Source organism: Luteolibacter sp. AS25 (assembly GCF_046736275.1).
Classification (GTDB): Bacteria; Verrucomicrobiota; Verrucomicrobiia; order Verrucomicrobiales; family Akkermansiaceae; genus Luteolibacter.
Map to the genome: position 1 here is coordinate 2,548,482 of NZ_CP151837.1, position 19,799 is coordinate 2,568,280.

The 19,799-nt window shown below is 54.2% G+C and carries 19 protein-coding genes; 6 read left to right on the forward strand and 13 right to left on the reverse strand.

What is annotated here, in order from left to right; translation table 11 throughout:
* Positions 1-266: 266 nt before the first annotated feature.
* From AAGA79_RS11805 to AAGA79_RS11815, 3 genes are all read right to left on the reverse strand, one after another.
* A complete protein-coding gene (locus tag AAGA79_RS11805; RefSeq protein ID WP_411826011.1) occupies positions 267-911 on the reverse strand; it encodes a hypothetical protein in 645 nt (214 codons plus the stop codon).
* A 103-nt stretch (positions 912-1,014) separates the two neighbouring features.
* Positions 1,015-1,308, reverse strand: a complete 294-nt coding sequence (locus AAGA79_RS11810; protein WP_411826012.1) for a hypothetical protein — start codon at positions 1,306-1,308, stop codon at positions 1,015-1,017.
* A gap of 141 nt (positions 1,309-1,449) precedes the next feature.
* Positions 1,450-2,301, reverse strand: coding sequence for a hypothetical protein (locus AAGA79_RS11815; protein ID WP_411826013.1), 852 nt, complete (start codon positions 2,299-2,301; stop codon positions 1,450-1,452).
* Positions 2,302-2,367: 66 nt separating this feature from the next.
* Between AAGA79_RS11815 and ispG the strand changes: the two genes are divergently transcribed.
* Genes ispG through AAGA79_RS11830 form a run of 3 tightly spaced genes read left to right on the forward strand, consistent with a single transcriptional unit; the run spans position 2,368 to position 4,928 of the window.
* Complete coding sequence (gene ispG, locus AAGA79_RS11820) at positions 2,368-4,167, forward strand: (E)-4-hydroxy-3-methylbut-2-enyl-diphosphate synthase (protein ID WP_411826014.1); 1,800 nt, start codon at positions 2,368-2,370, stop codon at positions 4,165-4,167.
* 3 nt (positions 4,168-4,170) lie between these two features.
* Complete coding sequence (locus AAGA79_RS11825) at positions 4,171-4,452, forward strand: ATP-dependent Clp protease adaptor ClpS (protein WP_411826015.1); 282 nt, start codon at positions 4,171-4,173, stop codon at positions 4,450-4,452.
* On the forward strand, positions 4,449-4,928 hold the full coding sequence (locus AAGA79_RS11830; protein WP_411826016.1) for a hypothetical protein: 480 nt from the start codon (positions 4,449-4,451) through the stop codon (positions 4,926-4,928). The genes AAGA79_RS11825 and AAGA79_RS11830 overlap by 4 nt, the downstream gene beginning before the upstream one ends.
* A 68-nt stretch (positions 4,929-4,996) precedes the next feature.
* Here the strand turns inward: AAGA79_RS11830 and AAGA79_RS11835 are convergent, their stop codons facing one another.
* The 5 genes from AAGA79_RS11835 to AAGA79_RS11855 form a co-directional block, all read right to left on the reverse strand.
* A complete protein-coding gene (locus AAGA79_RS11835; RefSeq protein ID WP_411828233.1) occupies positions 4,997-5,548 on the reverse strand; it encodes a fasciclin domain-containing protein in 552 nt (183 codons plus the stop codon).
* Between the two features lie 259 nt (positions 5,549-5,807).
* Complete coding sequence (locus AAGA79_RS11840; protein WP_411826017.1) at positions 5,808-6,380, reverse strand: fasciclin domain-containing protein; 573 nt, start codon at positions 6,378-6,380, stop codon at positions 5,808-5,810.
* 168 nt (positions 6,381-6,548) lie between these two features.
* Positions 6,549-7,292, reverse strand: coding sequence for an SGNH/GDSL hydrolase family protein (locus AAGA79_RS11845; protein ID WP_411826018.1), 744 nt, complete (start codon positions 7,290-7,292; stop codon positions 6,549-6,551).
* Positions 7,267-8,154, reverse strand: a complete 888-nt coding sequence (gene xerA, locus AAGA79_RS11850; RefSeq protein WP_411826019.1) for a site-specific tyrosine recombinase/integron integrase — start codon at positions 8,152-8,154, stop codon at positions 7,267-7,269. The genes AAGA79_RS11845 and xerA overlap by 26 nt, the downstream gene beginning before the upstream one ends.
* Positions 8,155-8,167: 13 nt before the next feature.
* Positions 8,168-10,594 (reverse strand): DNA translocase FtsK 4TM domain-containing protein, encoded by a 2,427-nt coding sequence (locus AAGA79_RS11855; protein ID WP_411826020.1) that lies wholly within the window; start codon positions 10,592-10,594, stop codon positions 8,168-8,170.
* Positions 10,595-10,778: 184 nt separating this feature from the next.
* Here AAGA79_RS11855 and pssA point away from each other — a divergent pair, with 184 nt between their 5' ends.
* The 3 genes from pssA to AAGA79_RS11870 all read left to right on the forward strand — a co-directional run bounded on the left by pssA (position 10,779) and on the right by AAGA79_RS11870 (position 13,841).
* On the forward strand, positions 10,779-11,651 hold the full coding sequence (gene pssA / locus AAGA79_RS11860; RefSeq protein ID WP_411826021.1) for a CDP-diacylglycerol--serine O-phosphatidyltransferase: 873 nt from the start codon (positions 10,779-10,781) through the stop codon (positions 11,649-11,651).
* Positions 11,652-11,658: 7 nt separating this feature from the next.
* On the forward strand, positions 11,659-12,555 hold the full coding sequence (locus tag AAGA79_RS11865) for a hypothetical protein (RefSeq protein WP_411826022.1): 897 nt from the start codon (positions 11,659-11,661) through the stop codon (positions 12,553-12,555).
* Positions 12,556-12,653: 98 nt separating this feature from the next.
* Positions 12,654-13,841, forward strand: a complete 1,188-nt coding sequence (locus AAGA79_RS11870) for a KamA family radical SAM protein (RefSeq protein ID WP_411826023.1) — start codon at positions 12,654-12,656, stop codon at positions 13,839-13,841.
* A gap of 50 nt (positions 13,842-13,891) precedes the next feature.
* Here the strand turns inward: AAGA79_RS11870 and AAGA79_RS11875 are convergent, their stop codons facing one another.
* The 5 genes from AAGA79_RS11875 to AAGA79_RS11895 are packed head-to-tail and all read right to left on the reverse strand — an operon-like array spanning position 13,892 to position 19,793.
* Positions 13,892-15,040 (reverse strand): FtsW/RodA/SpoVE family cell cycle protein, encoded by a 1,149-nt coding sequence (locus tag AAGA79_RS11875; protein ID WP_411826024.1) that lies wholly within the window; start codon positions 15,038-15,040, stop codon positions 13,892-13,894.
* Between the two features lie 43 nt (positions 15,041-15,083).
* Positions 15,084-15,866 (reverse strand): LysM peptidoglycan-binding domain-containing protein, encoded by a 783-nt coding sequence (locus tag AAGA79_RS11880; protein ID WP_411826025.1) that lies wholly within the window; start codon positions 15,864-15,866, stop codon positions 15,084-15,086.
* A 27-nt stretch (positions 15,867-15,893) separates the two neighbouring features.
* The gene (gene murD / locus AAGA79_RS11885; RefSeq protein WP_411826026.1) at positions 15,894-17,213 is read right to left on the reverse strand and encodes a UDP-N-acetylmuramoyl-L-alanine--D-glutamate ligase; all 1,320 of its coding nucleotides are present in this window, start codon (positions 17,211-17,213) and stop codon (positions 15,894-15,896) included.
* A gap of 10 nt (positions 17,214-17,223) precedes the next feature.
* Positions 17,224-18,438 (reverse strand): phospho-N-acetylmuramoyl-pentapeptide-transferase, encoded by a 1,215-nt coding sequence (gene mraY, locus AAGA79_RS11890; RefSeq protein ID WP_411826027.1) that lies wholly within the window; start codon positions 18,436-18,438, stop codon positions 17,224-17,226.
* Positions 18,432-19,793, reverse strand: a complete 1,362-nt coding sequence (locus tag AAGA79_RS11895) for a UDP-N-acetylmuramoyl-tripeptide--D-alanyl-D-alanine ligase (protein WP_411826028.1) — start codon at positions 19,791-19,793, stop codon at positions 18,432-18,434. Before AAGA79_RS11895 ends, mraY begins: the two co-directional genes overlap by 7 nt.
* Positions 19,794-19,799: the final 6 nt, after the last annotated feature.

Below are 19,799 nucleotides of genomic sequence, written 5' to 3' on the forward strand. Positions count from 1 at the left end.
AATTCAATCAGATCACTTCAATAAAAAGCATTTCCAATATATTGGTAATGATAGTGCCTCCTGTGTGTAGAAAGCGATATGACTCTACCCCAAAGAAATTCAACTCCATCATTCGTTGCGGATTACCGTCGCTTTCCTGGATCACCAGAAATCAACTAACGAAAAAATAGCTTTGTGCTACTTGAATTTATTATCAGGTGTAGATGTGTGGTAGAGCAAGGAATCGGTCATTCAATCGAAACCCAGAAAAAGAGATCTTTTTTTCTTCAAGCCCCTTTCGCGGATACCACTTTCTGGTATTCCTCCGGGGAAATTAAATTCAGTGCCCTCCATTCCTTTGCCAGGGCTATCTGCCTTTGGCCGATCTTTGCGCCTTTGCTGGAATTCATGGAGCCAGGCATGAACTCGAGGTTGTAGAGTTTTTCGTCCAGTCCGGGGGCAATGGCCCGGGGAATAATATGATCCACGTGCACGATATCTCCGGCATACGGCCCTTTCGTAATTTCCGGTGCCCTCCCCCGCCGCAGTTTTTCCATTCCATCTTCCTCCAGGCAGCCCAGACGCTGGAGGATGGTTAGATTCCGCAAGAGCGAGGCCTTTACCACCGCAGCTCGTTCAGGGTTCTTATAAGCGAGACTCTTTTGGGCAGTGGCGATCACCTCCGCCGGATCCAGCCCTTCCCGCCGGTCGGTTTCCAACCAGTAGGCAATTTTCCTCATACGGCCGTTTGCAGCCCTGTCCCCCCGCAGAGAGTCCAGCTTCACCGGATCAATCAATGAGCCGATAATTTCAGGAGATGCGCGGAGGCAGTCCGGTGCTATGAAAAAGAAGACGGAGATCCAGCAGATCAGGATACGGCAACTCCGTAAAAAGACCGAAAAAACAGCAGGGGAAACAAAGAGCAAAGCCATAAGAGACTCATCCTTAGCCGATAACAGCCACAACTCGATAACAATCTCCGGCAGAAAGAGTCACCGGCAACCTGCGGATCAACCAATTACTATTAGTTCCATATTACCTCCAAAGACCCAAAAGGAGACTAGGATATAGAAAAATTGAGCGCCCTTCGGTAAGCAATCCCTTTGCGTATCTAAGCAACGTCTCGATGTATCCAAGCAAGCTCTCCGTGTATGTAAGCAAAGCCCCGTTGTATCCAAGCAAGCCCCCTTTGCAGGTAAGCAACGCCTCGTTGTATCCAAGCAAGCCCTCCTTGTAGGTAAGCAACGCTCCGTTGTGTCCAAGCAAGCCCTCCTTGTAGGTAAGCAACGCTCCTTTGTATATTAGCAACACCACGTTGAAGGTAAGCAACGCCTAGCTGAATCCAAGCAACGCCTAGCTGAATCCAAGCAAGGGTGTTCAGTTTCCCTCCGTTTTCCCGCCGTTTGCCGATGTTACGTCAGGATCAGCAGATGCACCCAGTTGCCTGATGTTCAGCCCTTGACGGCTATATCAGGATTTCGGGACGCGCCAGGCGGTGGCCCATTTTGAGGAAGTTTTCGCAAAGCCCCTCTCTTCCATGCGGCGTTCCATATCGGGGAAATGCGCTGCGCCATAAAAGATGCCGATTTTCTTTTTTCCTGCCTGAATCTGCTGGTCCATCACCTCCAGACATTTCTCATTGCGCCCTTTAATGATCACATTTTCCCCGGATAGCGAATCGACCTGGCTATCGCCATCCTCCATGGTCTTCATCATCTCCAGCTTTACGAGATCCGAGCGACCGGTGAGTATCCCCCTCATCAATCGCAAAGTGTCGGGGTCACGCTTTGGCTTTTCCGCAGCCATGCCCGCCTGGATCATGAAACCGATCATTGATTCCCCGTTTTCCTCCTGCATGGCATCGAACTCCTCCATCGTCAGGTCAGCATGCACGAAGTTATCCGCGAAGTAATCAATCAGCCCCGCCTGCCCGGTAAGCCCCAGTGCTTTTTCTAGTGATTCGTAAATCGTCTTCAATCCATCCATTTTCCCCGCATCCCCTTCCTGTTTTCCGCCGATCGCAGCCGGGCGCTTGCCACCACCAAGAGCCTCGCCACCCACCATCTCGAAGAGCAGCACCTCGTAGTTTTCGAAATATCCGTTCAGAAATTCGTAATACGCCTTGTCCGCGATGTGTATCGCCCCGACCAAATCCACCTCCACACCGTCCCTCTCATACCCGAACACCGCAGTCTGTAGCTTGGCGAATTCCTCCGTCTCCTTCACCCGTATAAAATCACCGCCCCAGCTCTCCTCACCCGTCGCAAGAATCATCCCGGCGATCAGTGCCGCCCTACGCGCCCATGACATCTTGATCTTCATGGCTTGATCCTCGCACCGCATCCCGCCATTGCCCACGGAAAATTTCTCGTCTACTCTCGCCCCAGAATGAGCCACTCGCCCACCCTCACATACTGCCCGGATCTCCTCAGCTACTCCCGTAGAAAAACGCGTGAAGTCATGGTCGGCGATGTAGCCATCGGCGGAGAGAACCCGATCCGCGTGCAGTCCATGATCACCTCGGACACCCGCGATACCCCCGCCTGCGTTGCGGAAATCCTCGCCCTGGCGGAGGCCGGTTGTGAAATCGTGCGGGTCACCGCACAGACAAAAGTTTACGCGGCAAACCTCGAGAACATCTCCCGTGAAGTCCGCGCCGCAGGCTGCACCGTCCCACTGGTGGCAGATATCCATTTCAAGCCGGACGCCGCCATGGAAGCCGCAAAATGGGTGGAGAAAATCCGCGTGAACCCCGGCAATTACGCGGACAAAAAGAAATTCGAGATCCGCGAATACTCGGACGATCAATACGAGACGGAGCTGGAGCGCATCCGCGAGCAATTCACCCCGCTGGTCCACCTCTGCAAGGAACTGAACCGCGCCATGCGCATCGGTACCAATCACGGTTCCCTTTCCGATAGGATCATGAACCGCTACGGCGATACCCCGCTGGGCATGTGCGAGAGCGCTCTCGAATTCGCCAGAATCGCACGGGAAAACAATTACCATAACTTCGTTTTCTCCATGAAAGCCTCCAACCCGAAGGTAATGATAGAGGCCTACCGTCTCCTCGTCGCCCGCCTGGAGCAGGAAGGACCGGACTGGAACTACCCCATCCACCTCGGTGTCACCGAAGCCGGGGATGGAGAAGACGGCCGCATTAAATCCGCCATCGGAATCGGCTCCCTGCTGGCAGACGGGATCGGCGATACCATCCGCGTATCCCTCACCGAAGACGCCATTCACGAAATCCCAGTAGCACAGGAATTGGTCCGTAGCTGCTGCGTCCCGCAGCAGGCCATCGGTGAGGCGTCCCACCTCCCTACCTTCACCCCCTCCTACGATCCATTTTCCTACGAGCGCCGCAAGAGTTCACCACTCACCATCCAAAGCCATGAGCTCGGCGCGGACAAACCCGTGCGCGTCTTCACCACTCAGGAACGCTGGAACGCGCTCGCCCACAAAATCGCCAACATGGGCGATTTCAAACCCGAGATCATCGCAGAGAAATCAGGAGTCCTTGAGATCGATCCACGCGATAAAGAAGCCATTTCCTCACTCAATTCGGAAACGGAGCCCCGCCTCATCACCGTTCCGGATAAAATGGGCCTCACACCGATCCATGCCTTCCGCATGCTTGCATTCGTGGCGGATCCACGGCACCCCATCCTGCTCAAGGACACGCTCGATCCACCTTCCGGTGAAACGGATTTCCTCCAGGCACTGCTTCCCGCTGCCCAGAACATCGGTTCCCTTCTCTGCGATGGCATTGGCGATGCGATCCTCGTCCGTGGCGAGACCGCGCCCGGCCAATCCCTCCGTCTGGCCTATAATATTCTCCAGGCCGCCGGCACCCGCATTTTCAAAACGGACTACGTCGCCTGCCCATCCTGCGGGCGCACGCTCTTCAATCTCCAGGCCACCACCCAAAAAATCCGCGCCGCCACCGGTCACCTCAAGGGAGTGCGGATCGCCGTGATGGGCTGTATCGTCAACGGCCCGGGTGAAATGGCCGATGCGGACTTCGGCTATGTGGGAGGCGCACCTGCGAAGATTAATCTCTACGTGGGCAAAAAAGCGGTGAAATTCAATATTCCGGAAAGCGAAGCCGTGGAGCGTCTCATCGACCTGATAAAAGAACATGACAAATGGATAGATGCACCCTCATCTTCCCCCTCCCTCGCCTGAACCATGGCTGAAACGACCACCATTACCAAAACGGAGACCACCGTAGCCCCGCAGACACCCTGGAACGTCATCGTCCATGATGATCCCGTGAACCTGATGGGTTACGTCACCTACGTCCTGATGAAAATATTTGGCTACAGCGAAGCCGTGGCCGGAAAAATGATGATGGAAGTCCACGAAAGCGGATCTTCCGTAGTCTGGACCGGAGAACTGGAGAAAGCTGAGTTCTACACGCAGCAGCTCCAGTTTCACCAATTGAAAACCAGTCTTGAGAAAGCACCATGAAGATCGCACCCACCATCGAAGGAGGCCTCCGTATGGATCCGGAAAACAAGGAAGACTGGCACATACTCCGTGCAATCATCCTCGATGCGAACTCTCCGGAATATGACCTCGCCAGCCGGATGGGAGATCTGGTGACGGATGAGAAGGTGGCGGAAGACTGGCAGGACATCATCGTGCCGGATTTACGTGAATCCTTCAGCGATGATCTTCACTACATCTACGCCTCCATCGAGGCGGCAGCTGCCTTTGAGGACAATGGCGAAACACCCATCTGGATCACCCAGGAGGATGCGCCGAAGTGGTATAGCGCGCTGAACCAGGCACGGCTTTCCCTGGAGGAAAAATACAAGTTCGGCCCGGATCCTGAATCCGACCCAGCCAATCTCACACCGCTGCGCCACGAGGCCCTGCTAAGGAACCATTTCTACTCCGCACTGCAGTGCTGCATTCTCGATCACGCGATGAAACTCCCGTGAACGCAAAAAACGACCACTCCGGAGAGTGGTCGTTATGAATGAGTTCAAACGTATAGTTTATATACGGATTACATTTCCGGCATCGCAACGCCATCGATCCAGTGGATCACTCCATTCGATGCCACGATGTCTGTTTTGATTACCTTCTGACCCGCATAGGTCACCACGCCATCCTCTACAACTACGGCTGCATCTTCTCCTGCGGCCGTGCCTGCGGACATTGTTTTCACATCAGCGGCCATTACTTTGCCAGGGACCACGTGGAATTTAAGGATCTTCTGAAGCTTTTCCTTGTTCTCCGGCTTCAGGAGTTCTTCCACAGTTCCTTCCGGAAGTTCGTCAAAGGCATCGTTTGTTGGAGCGAAAACTGTGAACGGGCCATCACCTGAAAGTGTTTCGGCAAGGTCAGCGGCTTTGACTGCAGCTACAAGTGTGGTGAAGTTGTTCATCCCGGAGGCAATTTCCACGATGTTTTCCTTGGAGCTGTCCGCGGCTTCCATTTTATCCTCTGCGCCCATTTTATTGCCGCCTTCCATGTTATCGCGTTGTGCATGGAGTCCTGTGACTCCGGCGATGGAAAATGTGGCAACTGTCAGTGTGGTAAGTATGTTTTTCATAATTTATTAAGTTAGTCCCGCTACATGTCCGGCGGGTTATGAGAGTAACATCACGGGGATCCCGATCATCGCAAAATGTATCTACACCAACCGCCTTATACCCCTATTTACCTTTATTCTGCAAAGCCCGGAACATTTCGTTGCGTTTCTAAAGGCGCCTGAACGAAGCACCTCACGACACTTATTATTTAGCAATACTAACATAAAAAAAACCGCCTACCCCGAAGGGCAGGCGGATACATGACGACAATACGATGGAAAATTAGTCGTCCAAGCCGGCGAATCCGTCGAGCGACTCGGGAACGATCACCTCACCCACTGAGTGCATTACGCCGTTGGTGGCCATGGTGTCGGTGCTATATACCATTGCGTCTTCTGCTTTCACTTCGTCGCCATCGATATCGATTTCGAGAAGTTCGCCGTTGGCGGTGGTCACCTCCATGTCGTCTTTAAGATCGGTGGAGAAAACCTTGCCTGGGATCACGTGGTAAAGGAGTAGCGAACGGAGCTTCTCTTTGTTGGCTGGCATGAGAAGCTTATCCAGAGTGCCCGCAGGGAGCTTTCCGAATGCCTCATCCGTTGGTGCAAAGATGGTGTAATTGTCATTGCCTCCGAGAACTGTATCGAGCCCGGCTGCCTTGAGTGCTGCTGTGAGAGTAGCGAAGGTAGCGCTGTCTGAAATTACGGCTGTCAAAGATCCCTCATTGATCTTCGGAGCTTCGATCTCCATTTCCATCTTTGTCTCTGGTTGCATCTCCTCTTCCATGGCGAGGATCGGCGTGAAGCCGGAGAGTGATGCAGCGACGATCAGTTTGGTGATATTCTTATGTTTCATACTGCCGGAACACATTGCACGCATCATTCCAAGCCTAACAGGAACACCTCAATCCCTTAATGGTAAACGGTTTACCGGCCACCAAAGCCTCCTCATCTAACAAAAACGGCACCAGATTCAGTGCAGAAAACAACCGCCATGATGCACCCTGCAAGATCCCAACGCTGATTACTCACCAATGATGGAGAGCTTCTCATCAAAGATCACCTCATAGAACCGACGTGCCGAGATACGGTTGCCGAAATCGCTTGGATGACTGCCATCCTCATGGAATAGCTCACGCCCCAGTCCGCTGCGGTAGACCTCTTCCCAGGCATCGCCAGCCGGCACGATCTCAATCCCGCCATTGTTACGCGAAGCCGCCCGATATCCGGTGCGCACCCGATCATTCATCTGGTAGAAATCGTCTCCCGGGATCTTCTCATTCCCGTCCCTGCGGCCCCAGGTTTGGTAAAGCAAGGGCACTGCGCCCATCGCCCGCGCCTCACCGGCAAAATATTTCACACCGGGATCCATGATCTGGCAACGTTCCGGCTCGGGACATCCCGGGTGGAGACTGTGATCCTGTATCACCACCACATCCCATTTCCTGCTATGAAGCTTATTGAGCGTGGACTCCGTCTGCATGTGCTTCTCCAGCGTCCACCCGCCGATGGCCGCGCTGCTGACCTTCACCCACTTGTCATTTTTCGTGGCCAGTCTTCTGAATTCCTCCGGCACGCCGAAGCTGTAGCTGTTCCCGATGAAAAGCACATTCAGCCTCGTGCGCTTCTCCCCGCCCCTCACCGCCGCAAGCTTCTCGGCCCCGCTATTGTATTGAACACAGCTGGAGAGGCCTAAAAAACAAAGAATGCGGGAAAGTATCATCAGTTTCCGGAAAATGGATTCATGCCCTCGGGTGCGCTTCGTCATAGACCTTCTTCAATCGTTCTGTGGTCACGTGTGTGTAAATCTGTGTGGTGGAAAGCGAGGCGTGCCCCAGCAGTTCCTGCACGCTCCGCAGGTCCGCTCCCGCATCCAGCATGTGTGTCGCAAAGCTGTGCCTCAACTTGTGCGGGCTCACTCCGAAGGGAATTCCGCTCATTTTCAAATACTTTTTCAGCATCAGATCCACTGCCTGCTGGGTGATACGCGTGCCGCGGATACTCCGGAACAGTGGCCCGTTCGTCACCACAGCTTCCTGACGGTATTTCTGGATTGCACGGATGGCGGCGCCTCCGACAGGCACCCGCCGCTCCTTTCTACCTTTTCCCAGCACGTTTACGATTTCGCTGCTGAAATCAACATCCCTAACATCCAGCCCCAGTAGCTCGGAAATCCGTAACCCGGAGGAATAGAACAGCTCCAGGATTGCCGCATCACGGTGCCGCAGCCACGCGGGACCTCTCACAGGAGCATCCGCTTTCAGCGGCATATCGAGCAGCTCTTCCATCTGCTTCAGGCTCAGCACCACGGGCAGCGTCTTCTCCAGCTTCGGCATCTGCACACCGGCCACCGGGCTCTTTTTCAAACCTCTGCGCAGCACCATGTATTTGTAAAATGATCTAAGCGCTGCAAACCGCAGGCGGATCGTGGAACGCTTCATGTCCCGTTTCATCAACGAATAGAGGTAATCCCGGAAGTGATCAATCGTCTGATCCCGCCAACAACCGAACTCCGGACCACGCCATTTCTCATACTCTCTCAGAGCGGCCTCGTAGTTCCGCACGGTCAGCGGCGAAGCATTTTTCTCCGTCAGCTGAAATTCCAGGAAATGAGTTACATCTTCGTTCATCAATCCTTACACACTATTTGAGAAATACCTCGCGGGCCTTCGCTCCATCTCCGGGACCCACGATCCCGCGTTGTTCCAAAATATCCACCATCCGCGCCGCACGGGTGTAGCCCAGGCGCAGTCTCCTCTGCAGTAGCGAGGTGCTGGCTTTCTGCTCCTGGCGGACCACTTCGATACAGCGGATGATCATTTCCTCATCCGCATCGGAAACCTCATCCTCATCGTCCATTCCCGCGTTCTCGATTGTCTCGCGGATGTCCTTTTCATAACGCGGCTTCGCTTGCTTCGCACAGTGCTCCACGATCCGCTCAACTTCCGCATCATCTACGAAAGCACCCTGCGCCCGCTCGAGCTTCGCTGAACCAGGTGGCAGGTAGAGCATGTCTCCCTTGCCAACCAATTTGTCCGCGCCCTTGGTATCGAGAATAACCCGTGAATCGAGTGCTGAGGAAACCTGGAATGCGATCCGGCTGGGGATGTTCGCCTTGATAATACCTGTCACTACATCCGCACGCGGTGTCTGGGTGGCGATGATCAGGTGGATACCCGCCGCACGTGCCTTCTGTGCGATCCGCGCAATACACATCTCCACATCAGCCGGGGCTGTCTGCATCAGATCCGCAAGCTCATCAATCAGAACGACGATGTATGGGAAACGATCCGGAATTTCATCATCCTCGATCTCCAGTTCCTCGAAATCCGCTTCCGGACCGAGGTCACCGTCTTCAAGCGCTGTTGCGATCTCCTCGATATCGTCCAGATTTACCTCCGGCTCCTCCTTCTCGGGGACCACTTCTTCCTCTTTCTCCTCACGAGGCCTGTTGTTAAAGCCATCGAAGTTCCTAACGCCCATTTTGGCGAAAATTTTGTAGCGCTTCTCCATCTCGTTCACCACCCACTTGAGCGCGGCCACGGTTTTCTTAGGATCAGTCACCACCGGCACCACCATGTGTGGCAGTTTGTTATACATCTGCATCTCCACCACCTTCGGGTCCACCATGATGAACCTCAGTTCATCCGGCCCGAATTTGAAAAGAATCGAAGCGATGATCGAGTTGATACAAACCGATTTACCGGAACCTGTGGCACCCGCCACCAGCAAATGCGGCATGGCGGCAAGGTCTCCGATGACCGTTTTTCCGTAGACGTCTTTTCCAAGCGCCAGCGGGATCTTCTTCTTGGCAGAGCGGAATTCCGGATCGTGCAGGAGCTCGTGCAGCGGGACGGCCACCTTGGTGGAATTCGCGATCTCAATACCCACGGTGTCTTTACCCGGGATCGGAGCGAGAATGTTAATACGTTCGGCACGCGTGGCACGCGCAAGGTCCGCCTCCAACTGGGAGATACGGGAAACGCGGAGACCTTGGGATGGATAGATTTCGTAACGGGTAATCGTCGGCCCGCGGGTGATATCGCCAGCTGTCACGTCGATCCCGAACGCACGGAGGGTTTCCACGATCGTGGTCTGGATCTCGATCAGCTCCTCGTGATTAGCGGTTTCCGTCTCTTCCTCGATTGCGTCGAGAAGATCGAACCCGGGAAGCTCGTAGTTTTCGAAATCAGTGGTGGAGAGCGATTGATGGGTAGGCTTTTTCCGCTCGAAAGGTTTTGCTCCGGCTTCCATCGCACCGGCACTGCGGCGTTGGGAGGAATCGATAATTTGTGGCGGGGGAGTTTCCCGGATGGCCAGTTCCTTCTGGGCAGGGACATTTGCTTCCTCCTCTTTCAGCTTGGTGATTTCACGTTCCACCCTGCGCTGCTCACGCTGTCTTTCCCGTTCGGAAAGCAACTCACGCTCACGCGCCTCCGCCCTGCCAATCTCCGAGCGATTTCTTTTGTAGGATTCGATTTCCCCGAGAACCAGCGCATAGCAGCCTTTGGCAAAAAGAACCGGTGTTTGCCCCGTCATCCAGATCAGTCCGATGAGATACGCGGCACTGGCTAGAATGATTGCGCCGACCTTGCCCACGATTTTCATGAGGACAAAACCACCCAGGCCATTTCCAATGACCCCTCCCGGGCTGGGTAGCTGGCAACGCTGCGCCCACTCATCGAAGAAAATACCAGTGGCGTGCAACCAAACGGAGCCGGAAACCACTACCACCATCAGGCCCACCGCAACGCGCGGCCAGATACCTTCGCGAAACGCAATCTTCAGAATCCCGAACCAAATGAACCCAAGCGCAAGCATCCAGCCTGCCGCTCCGAACAAAAGAATCTGCACAAACGCCAGAATGCCACCGATCGGTCCCAGCCAGTTTGCACCCTGGCCACCTTCCTTATCGGAAAACACATCAAACATACCCCACTCGGGAAGATCGGCAGGACTATAGGAGAGCTGGGATAACAAAAGTATCAATCCACCGGCCAACCAACAGATCGCAGTGATCTCATTCGACCACTTGCTCGGTTCTTCCACCTGTCCACGCTTCTTGTTCACTCGGTTTGCCATCTTTTTCGTCTAGCACAGCATCCCCTGCCAGCCCTCGAAGGGCAAGATTGTTTTACTAACCTAAAACATCAGTAATTCCTGAGGAAATTCCTTTTTCCGGTGGAATCACCACTTCGGAACTCCGCATGTACAATTACTGGCAAAACCGAAGAAACCATTGCATGTTCCCGCCATGTCCACTCCACGTGATCCGGATGAAGTGAAGATCTTCTTCCTTCCGAACCTCATGACCGCCTGCAATCTCGCGTGCGGATTCTTCGCGGTGCTCATGATCTTCAAGGGTCAGGTAGAAGTTCAAAGAATTGCCGGAGAGGCCCCTTTGGCAGCAAAGCAGTATTATGAAATTTCCCGCCAATACTACGAATACGCTATTCTCCTGATCTTCGGCTCCTGTTTGTTTGATCTGCTGGATGGCCGTCTCGCCCGGCTGGGTGGCCAGGACTCACCATTCGGCCAGGAATTCGATTCACTTGCTGATATCATCTCATTCGGTATGGCTCCTGCCATGCTCCTTTCACGCGCGGTTCTCTTTCCGCTAGGAAACGTCGGTTGGGCAATCGCTCTTGTGTATCTCGTCTGTGGAGCCATGCGCCTTGCCAAGTTCAACTGCCTGGCGCTGCTACCGAAAAAGAAAGACGACAACAATGCCTTCCGCGGGCTGCCGATCCCGATGGCTGCCGGCTTCATTGCCTCCCTGACCTTCCTTCTGGTAAATCTCTACGAAAACGACCACGAACTCGGATACTGGAAATACATCCTCGCCGCCGCCATGCTCGGCCTTTCCCTGCTGATGATGAGCAACATCCCCTACCCGAGCTTCAAGAAGGTCGATTGGAAAACTCGCGGCAGCCTCGGCGCGATCGTCATCGCCGTTGTTCTCATTTTTGTCACCATTCGCTTCCGCCACTTCATGCCGGTCGTTCTTTTCAGCACATACCTCGTTTATGGATTCGTGAGACCCTGGATTTCACAGAAACTCCGGAAGGAAATTGAAGTGAACCCGGATCTGGAGGATACGGACGCAGAAATCCCCGAAGAATCCTAATTTCCGAATGTCGTTCAAAAAGAAAAAACGCCTACTTCCCTGGCTGCTCGTCATCCTGCCTGCTTGGCTAATCGGCTCCGGTGCCATCGCGCTCGTCCAGTATTTCAAAAACGAAAAAGCCACACTTGTGGAGGAAGAGAAGCGATTCTCCCAATCCGTTTCACCGGAAGCGATCAAGGATGACCTCCGGAAACTCATCACAATCGTAGGCGAACGGAACACCGGGAAACCTGCACAATTAGCCTCCACCGCAGCGATGGTCGAAGGCCTACTCGGCCCCTCCAACACAGGATTCACCGTTAAGAAAATCGATGGCCCGGGAGACTTCCCCATCCTCCACGTAACCGTCCTGGGGAAAGACGAAAAAAACGCCCCCGTGTGGATACTCACGTCCTATGATTCACCACGCGGCTCCAGCGGTGCGGAGAAAAATGCCACCGGCCTCTCCGCAACACTCGCCACCGCCCAGGCATTCGCGGATTCGAACCCGGAATCGTCCGTGCACTTCATGTTCCTCCCGCACGTCAACGATCTTGAGTCTCCGGTATTGGAAACTGCTACCATCGCACGCAATTTTATCAAAAACGCACCGACGGCGAAGTCTATCTTCTGCGTCGAGACCATGGGTGATTCCGAATCGCTCATCCTTACCTCACGCGATACCGAAGCAATCCCTACGGATGAATTCGAAGGCCTGGGCAAAATACTCGGCGCCGAAGTCATGTGCCTGGGAGAGGATTTCGATCTGGCCTCCACACTTTTTGAGATGGGTCTTCCGGCGATCCGTATAGCCACCCGCCCGACTCTACTACCCGACGAGGAGGATGAGAAAATCCCTTTCGCTCCAACACTGGCGGCCTCTACGGGCCGTCTCGTAGAGCTGGTGAAACGTATCTCAAACTAACTATTTCTCCCTTCGATTCGGGAGAAATCCTCTTCCGAAAAATCACAACTTGACCAGCGGCCTATCCTGCACGACCGCTTTCTTCAATAAATACGCGAATGACCTCCAGCGAACTCGACACAACTTTCACCTCTCACGCCCCCGGTTATTGGCCGGAATCCACAATGGAAAAATGGGCAGATCATAAATGGCAGCTCCGCAACCGCGTGGACTCCCTCTCAGCGCTCGAAGAACGCATCACTTTGTCTGATGAAGAGCGCGCCGGGGTCCTTCTGGCAGGTAGCAAGCTGGCGATGGCAATCACTCCCCATTTCTTCAACCTCATCGACAAGGATGATCCAAATTGCCCGATCCGCCGCCAGGTGATCCCTCGCATCGAGGAGGGCTGGACGGCCCCCGAAGAGCTTTCCGATCCGTGTGGGGAAGACTCACACATGCCGGTCCCCGGCCTTGTTCACCGCTACCCGGATCGCGTGCTGTTTCTTGTAACGGACCGATGTGCTTCCTACTGCCGCTACTGCACCCGTTCCCGCGTCGTATCCGGCGTAGGCGAGCAACAACTTGAAACCCAGTGGGAACAGGCTTTCAAGTATCTGGAAGAACACACGGAAGTCCGCGATGTTCTTCTCTCCGGCGGAGATCCGTTGCTATTCTCCGATGCCAAGCTTGATAAAATCCTGACCCGTCTGCGCTCCATCAAGCACATCGAGTTCGTCCGCATCGGCTCACGCATTCCGATTTTCCTCCCGCAGCGCATCACTCCTGAGCTATGCGCGATGTTGAAAAAACACCATCCGCTCTTCATCTCGATTCATACGAATCACCCGAAGGAACTCACAACCGAAGTCCGCAATGGTCTGGTGCGCCTGGCAGAAGCAGGTATCCCGCTGGGCAACCAATCCGTTCTACTCCGTGGGGTGAATGATTCCCCCGAGGTCCAGAAGGCCCTCGTGCACAAACTTCTGATGTGCCGTGTGCGCCCTTATTACCTCTACCAGTGCGATCTCATCACAGGCTCATCCCATCTCCGGACATCCGTTTCGGAAGGAGTGAATATCATCGAGAATCTCCGTGGTCACACTACCGGCTACGCCATCCCGCAATTCGTGATCGATGGACCGGGTGGTGGTGGAAAAATCCCGGTTAATCCGAACTACGTCGTCGATTCGGATCCGAACAAGGTCACACTCCGCAACTACGAGGGAAATATCTTCGACTATCCGAATCCTACTCCGATTTCCGAAAAGGAAATGAAAGAGTTGCAGGACAAGGTGCTGTGTAGCTAAGGAAAACGCTTTCCTCTGCCCTCCATGAAACATGGAGGGAGAATGTCTTCTTACAGTCTCACCGCTAGGCGGACTTCTTTCCCTAGTGGGAATGCTTGGGTAACTTCTGTCTGGGAACGGCGATGAATTCCCACAAGGAGGCCAACGGCTGCGAGGCTGAACACAAGGCTGGTTCCGCCGTAGCTTACGAATGGCAGCGGGAGACCGTCGTTTGGAAGAACTGCTGTGGTCACGCCGATATTTACCATTGCCGGCACAACGATCACGCAGGTCAGGCCAAGCGCTATACAACGCTCGAAGACATTCTTTGCCTGAAGGGCAATACCGATCCCTCCAAGAGCGATCAACACGTAGCAGCAGATGACACCCAAGGTCGCCGGAAGTCCTAGCTCTTCGCCGATTACCGGGAAGATAAAGTCAATGTGGGCGAAGGTCAGTGTCCCGAATTTCTCCACTCCGTTCCCTAGTCCCACGCCCCACGGACCACCATTGCCAAGGGCAAGTAGAGCACGCCACTGCTGCATTCCGCGGTCAAGCTGGTGAATTGGGTTTTCCAAATCCAGCCATGCCTCGATGCGGCCCCAACGGTTCGGGTTATTGTAAATATACCAGGCAGCTCCGGACATCGCGGCGATCGCGCTGGGAACCATGTAGCGCAGGCGCGTGCCCACACAAAACATCATGGCCGCAGCTGTCACGCTCAGGGAAAGAGCACTGCCCACATCCGTTTCCGCGGCTATAAGGCCAATAGGTGCGGCAATAATCAGTCCGGGTAGGACAAACCCTCTCCAGAAGGTATGCACCTCCGTCTGCCAGCGGGTAAAATACAACGCCAATGCGATTACCACGACAATCTTCGCAGCTTCGGATGGCTGGAACTGCCCGATGACCGGCAGTTTGATCCAGCGTTTGGAGCCGTAGATCTCCTCGTTTATCCCAGGGACAAAACAGAGCACCAGTAAAATTAAAATAGCTACATAACCGTAGGGAACCCCTTTTCGGAGTAGCCCCACGGGAGTCTTTGCAAACGCGTATGCCGCAACCAATCCGGCGAGAGTCATACCCGCTTGCCTGCCCACAAAGTGGTATGGGTTTTCGATTCCCCTCACCCAGGCGCCGGTACTCGCCAGCATCACAAGACCCAGTCCACACAGGAGAGCCACAGCGATAATCAGGATGGTGGAACTATGTCTGAGCATTTCTGAAATCTAGTGGAAACCCCGGCACATGGGAACCTGAAACTTAAGGCAACTTAATCACTTGGCCGATTTTCAGCTTCGTTGGATCGGAGATGTTGTTGAGGGAAAGAACAGCCTGCTGGCTCACCTTATACTGGTTGGAAATTCTCCAGATGTTGTCTCCGGATTTGATCACGTGTGTGCGGCCGGAGGATACAACCTGTGCCTTCGGAGCTTCGCGCTCCTCCTGTGAAAGAGGACGCACAACCTGTGGTTTCGGGGCCTCAATGCGAGGTCCGATTTCCACCAATCCCTGATCGGACTGGGAGGCGATGTTGTTGTGGCGGATTGCTTCCACTTCCGGCGGGACTTCGGCGACAATTCGGCGACCCTGCGGAATGCGCAGCACTGCTCCAGGGCGGACAGCGATTCCCGGATTTGCGTTTCTCAAATCACTCTCCGCAATCCCATAACGGCTTGCGATAATTTCGTAGTTGTCGCCCTTCTTGGGGATCATCGTTTTATCCCCGTCCTTGAGAACTGAAACACGTTTCATTTCAGTGCTATTGCTCACCTCCTCATTATTGGCTGATGCCTCGGAAGCAGGTGCTGTCGTACGCTCGGAGAGATATTGTTTGTGAATGAAGATCATTCCAATCGCGACGATGTGAATCGCGAAAATAATCGTAAGCGAGCGTGAGATATTGATCCCGCCCTCTTCGACGTCATCCGCAGAGCTGGCTGCAGCTGCCGCGCGCTGCTTTTTCGGCTTCGTTTTGTTGAAGACGCGGGCGTAAACAGTTTTCCGGACCGGTTTGCGACGGGTATTGATACGTTCGAATTTCATAAGGGTGTGGTGGGTGGTGGCTTGAAGTTAAAGTAGTTGGTGCACGAGATCGCGGAAGGTATCTCCGCGTTGCTCATAACTGGTAAATTGATCGAAGGACGAGGTCCCGGGAGAGAGAAGAATAGTCGAGCCGCGAGGAGCCAGCGAACGGGCGGATTCGATCGCGTCATGCAGATTCGATACGGCGATGGTCGGTATCGCGGAATTAAATAGCTCCGCGAGCGGTCTTGCGATCTGACCAAAGGTCACGGCGGATATTGCCTGTTTCGAGAGAACCTGGAGCAGCGGCGAGTAATCGAGTCCCTTGTCCTTTCCACCGGCGATCAGCACCACAGGGCGATTCTGCGAACGCAGTGCGCATTGCAGGGCGTGAAGGTTGGTGGCCTTTGAGTCATTCAGATACTCCACTCCATCCAGTGTGCGGATCAGCTCGCAGCGGTGCGGTGGCGGTGAGTAGCCCTCGAAGGCGGAAGGGATCAGGCAGGGATCGATCCCATATGCCATGCACGCAGCCATCGCTGCCATTGCATTCTCCGCGTTGTGGAGGCCTCTCAGGGATGTTTCCGCCTCAAGATCGAGGAGGACCCGCCCACCCTGCATGATGGTCACACCATCGGAGAAAAAGTCTGCCTCACGCTTCTCCGTGGAGAACGTGATCACCTTGGGAACCAGCTCGCCGAGATCTTCGCCTAGGCGCATCACCACGGTATCATCGGCTGTCTGATTCTTGAAAATTTGCATTTTCGCCTCCTTGTAGGCTTGGATCGTAGGATAGCGGTCCATGTGGTCTGGCGCGAAGTTCAGCCAGATTGAGACCTTCGGGCGGAGATCATCGATGGTCTCGAGTTGGAAGGAGGAGAGCTCCAGCGCGATCGCTTTCGGCACATTCGGACGCAGGAGGATCTCGGAAAGCGGTGCACCATAATTCCCGCATGGGGTTCCGCCTAGGCCTGCCTTCTTTAGGATCAGGGAAACAAGCTCTGTGGTGGTTGTTTTTCCGTTGGTTCCCGTGATACCAATGATTCCGCCCTCGTAGTAATTCGAGGCAAATTCCGTTTCACCGATCATCGGGACTTTCTCCGCAAAGGCCTGAACCAATGGAGAATAGGTATCGATACCCGGGCTGATCACGATGAGATCAGCGGAGAAGGTTTTAGCATCCGCGATCGACATGTTCGGGCGCAGTTCCACGCCTTGGGCGATGTCCTGGAATTTCTCCAAACCACCCTGATCCCAGATGGAAACAACAGCGCCCTCGCGCATGGCGAGAGCCGCAGCGGCACGACCGGACCTTCCGGCTCCGAAGACGGCTACGTGTTTTTCAAGGATGGAGAATGGCTTGTTCAAAGTAGTTTGGTTAGGCGATTTTGAGGAGTGCCATGCCGAAGAGTGCGAGCATGATGGATAGGATCCAGAAACGGATAATGACCTGGGATTCGTGCCAACCGAGCAACTCGAAATGATGGTGGATGGGCGCCATTTTGAAGATACGCTTTTTGCGCAACTTGAAGGAGCCAACCTGAAGCATGACGGAAAGCGCTTCCGCAACGAAAACGCCGCCGATGATGACCAGTAGCAGCTCCTGCTTTGTGCAGATGGCTGCCGTCCCCAGGGCACCCCCGATCGCGAGTGAGCCGGTATCACCCATGAAAACCTTTGCGGGATGGCAATTAAACCACAGGAAGCCGAAGGCCGCCCCTGCCAATGCCATCATAAAGACTGCAAGTTCACCGATGTAGCGGTTGTGGGGAATCACGAGATACTCGGTAGCCATGAAGAAATGCCCGGCGAGGTAGGCAAGCATCGCATAGCTGAGAGCTACGGAAATCGTGCAACCGGAAGCAAGTCCATCAAGCCCATCGGTAAGGTTCACCGCATTGGAACAGCCGATGATGATAATCGCAAAGAACGGGATCACGAAAAGGCCCAGATTGATCAAAGGGGTTTTGAACAGCGGGAAAGCAATTTCGCCGATACCCATCCGGTTCTCGCCAAGGCGGAAGCCGGCCATACCATTCTGGATCTGCTCTGCGGTGGCTCCAAACCCGGAAATTTCCGTTTTGAAGTAGATAAAACAAGAAGCGATTAGCGCAATGACCAGCTGCCAGAAAAGTTTCGTGCGGCTGGATACTCCATCCGAGTTCTTCGCCTTAACCTTCGCATAGTCATCGACGAATCCGAGCAGCGCACAAGCGGCCATGGTGCAGGCGCAGACAGCCACGAAAGGGTTGAATATACGCGCACAGAATAGCGTGGAAATTAGGACGCTCGCTACGATCAGGACTCCACCCATTGTCGGCGTGCCGATCTTTCCGCCATGGAGTTCCGCAAGTTTATGTACCTCTGCCGCAGTGCGGATCGGTTGACCGACCTTCAGGGAAATCAGTTTCCGGATAATCCGTGGACCGATGAGTATCGAAATAGTGAACGCCAGTAGTCCAGCAGTAGCAGCCCTGAAGGTTACGTATTGGAAAAGATTCAGGAAAGAGAAGGTGTGTGCCCAGCCCTCCCGACCGGATTCGATCTCGGTTTGAAGTGCGGCGTACCAGAAGTCGTAAATTGCTGTTAACATGCTGTAGGGAAAGCGGTTTGAAGAACTTTTTCGATGGCGGCAGTCCTGCTGCCTTTGAAGAGAATGATGTCGCCCGAGCGGGAATTCGAGAGCAGCCAATCAGCTGCTGTGTGGATATCCGCAAAATGCGGGGCATTTCCTGCAAGGGCGATGCCTTCCGCACCTTCACCTACGGTGATGAGCTTTAGGCCTCTTTCTGCCGCGGCCTTGCCAATTTTCGCGTGAGCATCCTTGGAATGAATACCCAGCTCACCCATTTTCCCGAGAACGATGATGCGCTGATTTCCTTCCTTAATCTGCATATCAGCCAAAGTATCGATGGCGGCCTGCATGGATTCCGGGTTTGCATTGTAGGTATCATCCAGAAGCGTGATCCCTTCCCATTTTATACTGCGGAGACGCCCGGAAGTGAGGTTCACATTGGAAAGCCCATTTGCGATCGCCTGCGGAGAGATTCCCAGCTTCCAGCCAAGAGCTGCGGCAAGCAGAGCATTGGTAACCATGTGCTTGCCCGGGACAGGGAGGAAAACTTTCACATTCTTCTCGCCCTCGATCACCAGATCAAAATGCGTCCCATTTTCCTGTGGTCGGGTATTTTCCGCCCGGACCATTCCCACACCGTTACCTACCGGAATCATTTTCGCGCGGGTGCGCGCACGGAAGTATTCGTTGAAATCACAGTGGGCGGGAGTGAACAGCATGCCATCCTCGGGAAGGTAGCGCGCCAAAGTCCCCTTCTCCTCCGCGATAGCCTCACGTGTCCCTAGAAACTCGATATGAGCGCTACCGATATTGGTGATGATACCAAATTGCGGGCGGGCGATTTCACATAGCGGAGAAAGCTCACCGCTATGGTTCATGCCGATTTCATAAATCGCCGCGGTGTGCTCCTCGGTGGTGGAAAGCACGGTCAGCGGGAGGCCGATGTGATTATTGTAATTCCCCTTCGTCGCATTGACGTTGAAAACCTCGGAAAGCACAGCTTTTGCAAAATCTTTCGTGGAGGTTTTTCCATTGGATCCGGTGATACAAACAACCGGGATACCCAGCTGGCTGCGCCACCAATGGGCCAGCCGCTGAAGGGCGAAGAGAGTATCCTCCACCTCAAGCACCGCTTTTCCGGCCGGAATATCACCACCCAGCCATTCGTGAACGATGGCTACGGAAGCGCCATCTTTCAGGGCTCCTTCCGCGAAGTTATCCGCATTGAAATTCTCCCCCTTGAGCGAGATGAACAGGCCGTTCTCCTCAGGCTTCCTCGTGTCCGTGAATACGGATGTAACCAACGCGTCAGCGGACCCAGCGATGAGCTTTGCATCGAGGATTTGGCAGATTTCTTGGGCGGTGGCTTTCATGACGAG